The following is a 4,359-nucleotide window of genomic DNA, read 5'->3' on the forward strand; positions in this document are numbered from 1 at the left end:
TTGTTCTTCATATACAGTACTTATACCTTCTAATTCTTCTCTAGTATATGGCATAGCAGATAAATCAGTTCCTGGCAATGTTCTACAAAGTCCACTTATTGCACATTTTCTTAGCATAAACACTGGCTTCTCTCTCCATACTGCTGTATTTCTACTACACTCTCCTAAAAGAACTGAAAAGCTATAACATTTTCCTTCGCTAGTACTCATATATGCAGTACACTGTAAGTCTTCTTTTTCTATTATATTACCTTTAACATCAACTCTATAAGTCTTTAGCTTTTCTTCTTTAAATGAAAAATCTCTACTATCATATCCATACTCATATACTCTTTTAAGCAAAGTTTGATATGCTACTACAACTGTTGGTCTCCCATTAAATGGTATTATGTATGCTTCTTTTTTAAATGGATTAAGATTATTTATCTTAAGCAAAGTTAAAATATCACGTTCTGATTGTAAATCTATTTTATCTAATCCATACATACATTTGTATGAATTCCATAATTTTAAAATATCTTCTGACGTAATTTCACTAATATATTTGTTAATAATTTCTTGCATATTTGTTTTTGTTGTTTTGTTAGTATTATGCACACTAAACTCCTTTTTAGCCTAACTGATTATTGATATTAATATTATATAACAAAAAATTATTTTTTTACATATTTTGAATAAAAAGTTAGTACTAAAAAAATCAACCTCATATAAATAAAAAGTAGGCTTGATTGATAATTTTAATCTAAAACCATCAATGAAACCTACTAAAGGTTATACAAGCGACAATTAGGATTGTATTAAATGCACAATACAACTGACAACAATGTTATAACAATAATTTGACTTTTTCAAGTCACAATTTATATTATTTATTCTTAATTACAATCAGAACCGGAATATTCTTTAAATAACTTATCTAAATAAGTTTTATCTTCTAAAAATAGTTTATCCAATATAAATGCTGCAAACTTGGAACGTTTCTTGTAAAAATCATAACTTTTATGATCTTTGAGTTGAAATCTTAATGGCTTTATTAGATTTTGTCTTGATTTCTTAGCGCTTATTTCCTTTAATTTTATATTCCTGTAAATTTCTATCAAACCTTTTTCTCTAATCTCTTTTACAGTTAAAGTTCCTTTTAAAATTTGTTCGTATATTTTCAAATACAAATAAGCCTGAGTTTTACCAATGCCAAATGCTTTAATAAAGGCATCGAAAGTTGCATGATGATCAAAACGATAAAGTTTTTTCTTTCTTACATTGTATAATATCTCCATTATTTGGATTTTATTTTCAATATCATTAACCATACTTTTTCTTAAAGAATGTTTGCAATTTTCATATTCCTCTTCTTCTGAAATATCCATCAAACCTTCTTCTCTGTCATTTAAGACAACCACATATTGTGACATATATAAACCTCCCATAGATAAAAATAAAAAGTTCGCTTGAGAACATTTTTATTTTTGTAAAAAAAAAGAACATCTATTAAATTCTCAATACATTTTTTAACGAGTTTAAACACTCTTGATAATAGATTTCCTTAGAATCAGGTTCTTGTAAATTATTTATAAAAACCTTTATATTATTATAAAAATGAACCTTTCCTTTAATATATTGACCATATTTATGTCTAATTGAACTTTCTACATTTTTAAATGTATTTCTATTTTTTATAAACTGGTTCTCTACTATTGATATATCAATATCTTTACCTATGTATATCGAAATTTTTTCGATATATTTTATTAGTATAGACAAGCTTTCAACTGAAAATCTCTCAACTTGAATAGGTATTATAAGTTTATCTGTGATATTCAAAGCATTATCTAACAAAGAATCCAAGTTGGGTGGAGTATCAATCATTACATAATCAAAATTATAATTAGGCAAAGCTTTGGTTAATCTATGTTTTAAAAAAAGTTCTTTGTAAGAAGTGTTCTCCTTATTGAAAAGATGTAAATTAGGATGAGAAGGTATAAGGTATATATTATCGTGTATTTTACTTAAATATTTATCTAAATTGAAATTTAGATTTTCTTTTAAAAGCGAATAAACATTATTTTTACTTAAGCTCTTTACATATTTAAAAAAATAACTGGTTAAACTATTTTGAGGATCGAAATCTATGATTAAAACTTTTTTCCCCATATTCTTTAGTATATAGCAAAAAATAATAGTTAAAACACTTTTTCCAACCCCACCTTTAATATTTGCAATACTGATTATTTCTGGTTTTTTTCTATCCACCTATTTATAATTCCTCCTTTTGGTAATTTTTTATTGTAAAATTTATATACTTCATTTTCCAATTTGATAATTCTCTCCAGCAAACTATAGACATAATTTTTTTTAAATTTCTCTTTTTTAGTTAAAGCATAAATAGCTCTTATGTAACAAAAAATACTTCCTTTCTTAAATCTAAATTCTATGTAATAAACTTTATATATTGGTGTAGTTTCAATAATTTGCGTACTACAAGTCTCGTACTTAAAATAAATTGGTTTTTTAAGTCTCTTAAAACCATAAAACATTCCTATAAATTTATCACTAACATTTTCTTTGATACGAAATAAGTGAAATGAACTGTTTCTCTCTTTGTTAAATAGTTCTCTCAAAATAACAATAAATTTGCCTTCTTCTTTTTGGCTGGTTCCAAAAGTAAAAAAATCATTAAATATTTTTGTATGATATATTGTCCTATTATTTTCTACCATCACTTTAGAAAAGACATCTTTTTTTTTTGGTTTTAATTCAAATTCAATTTTTTTTTCTTCGTTTTTTAAAGATTTTAATGAACAATTCATTTTACACTTTTCCTTGATATTCATTTTCTATTTTTTGATTTTAAACTCTTTAATCTTAGAATTTCTTTAACCATTCTCTAGTTTTGCGCATGCTTTCTTCATATCTCTTCTTATTTGCATTTTCTTCTACTTTATCCAAATATCTCATTGTTTTCCATTTCCCAACATTTTTGATTAAAAGGTTGATTTCGTTTGTTTCTTTTATTGCATTTTTTTCTTTTTCTTCTTTCTTTGTTTCTTCAACCTTTCTTTTTTTTATTAAAATTTCTTTTCCTTTTATTGAAAAATTTGTATCTTGTGTTTTTACTTTTGCTTCTTTTTTTGTTTTTTCTTTTTTCTTTTTTTTATTTATTATTTTTTTATTACTATTTATATATTGACTGACATTTTTAGTTGCACTTTTTCGTTTAAAAATTTTAATCCCATTTTCTTCACAATATTTTTGTTGAGTTTTTTTTGTGAAGTTGTATATTGCATTTGCATCATGTTCAACAATTGCATCTTTGGCTTTTAGTAATTTTTTTAGATTATGAAGACTGTATTTATTTACTGAGTATCTTATATAAGAACCATTTCCTTCTCCTAATCTTAATAAAGTTTTTTGAATGATGCCTTTATTGCATAGAAGTGCCAAATCTTTTCGCAAGGTTCTAAGTGTAATTGGCTTAAGACCATCTTTGACTAAAAAAGTATTTAGTGCTTTTAAAATAGTTGTTTGATTGTATTTAATTGCATTTTTTTGATAGTAGGCAATTATTGATAATATTTTATAATATCTTTTGTGATATTTTTTTGATGGTTGTGTATAGCTTTTGATTTTAGCATTTGTATTGTTCATTTATTTTCTCCTAATTGTATTTATATTCATGCTCATGATACATAAGTTTCATTGAAAAGTAAATACAATATCTATTTTTTGATTTTAAAAATATTTTTTATAAAAAATTAACAAAAAAATTATATCAATAATTTAGCAAAAAAAGTTGACAAAGCCAAGTTTTTGCTGTAATTTTATTTTTATTATGTAATCAATTAGGAGTGTAATATGAAAAGACAAAATACAGCAAAACAAATTAATAAAGGAGATAATATGCATCATATCGGTGTACAAGCTCAAAGAATATTTGAAGGTTTTGAAGCATTTTTGCCACAAATTCAAGAAGAAGAAAACGTTAAACAAAAGAAAACAAGCAAAATAAGTAAAGTAGGACGTAAGATACCTGGTATTAGAAAACATGAATGTTTTAAGTTCAATAGCAAAGATGATTTTAGTAAACAAAGAGAAGCTTTAACCCGAATTGGTGCAAGTGAAGTTGGGAGCATATTTATTGGCGAAGAAAGTTTGAATGAATTTATAATAACAAAAGTACTTAAATTATTAGGTAGGGAAGTACCATTTAAAGACAGTTTAAGTATGAGAAAAGGCAAAGTATTAGAGAATTTCTTATTTGATGAATTTATTCGGGAACATGGAGACAGAGTTGAGGTTTTGCATAGAAATAAATATGCCAATGGCATAGATAAATATAACTACTTTAAGGAAATTTCTGGT

At 24.8% G+C, this 4,359-nt stretch carries 5 protein-coding genes and 1 pseudogene; 1 reads left to right on the top strand and 5 read right to left on the bottom strand.

What is annotated here, in order from left to right; genetic code table 11:
• From U881_RS0105665 to U881_RS0105685, 5 genes are all read right to left on the bottom strand, one after another.
• Nucleotides 1-597, bottom strand: a 597-nt coding sequence (locus U881_RS0105665; protein ID WP_024653610.1) for a recombinase RecT, incomplete at its 3' end; no start/stop codon positions are given.
• A 278-nt stretch (nt 598-875) separates the two neighbouring features.
• Complete coding sequence (locus U881_RS0105670; RefSeq protein ID WP_024653611.1) at nt 876-1,412, bottom strand: chromosome replication/partitioning protein; 537 nt, start codon at nt 1,410-1,412, stop codon at nt 876-878.
• A gap of 76 nt (nt 1,413-1,488) precedes the next feature.
• Complete coding sequence (locus U881_RS0105675; protein ID WP_024653612.1) at nt 1,489-2,250, bottom strand: ParA family protein; 762 nt, start codon at nt 2,248-2,250, stop codon at nt 1,489-1,491.
• Nucleotides 2,226-2,807 (bottom strand): DUF226 domain-containing protein, encoded by a 582-nt coding sequence (locus U881_RS0105680; protein ID WP_024653613.1) that lies wholly within the window; start codon nt 2,805-2,807, stop codon nt 2,226-2,228. The genes U881_RS0105675 and U881_RS0105680 overlap by 25 nt, the downstream gene beginning before the upstream one ends.
• 55 nt (nt 2,808-2,862) lie before the next feature.
• A complete protein-coding gene (locus tag U881_RS0105685) occupies nt 2,863-3,645 on the bottom strand; it encodes a plasmid maintenance protein (RefSeq protein ID WP_024653614.1) in 783 nt (260 codons plus the stop codon).
• Nucleotides 3,646-3,852: 207 nt separating this feature from the next.
• Between U881_RS0105685 and U881_RS0105690 the strand changes: the two are divergent.
• A pseudogene (locus tag U881_RS0105690) lies at nt 3,853-4,359 on the top strand (DUF244 domain-containing protein); the annotation flags it as partial.

Origin of the sequence: Borrelia persica No12, from assembly GCF_000500045.1 — a bacterium.
Taxonomy (GTDB): Bacteria; Spirochaetota; Spirochaetia; order Borreliales; family Borreliaceae; genus Borrelia; species Borrelia persica.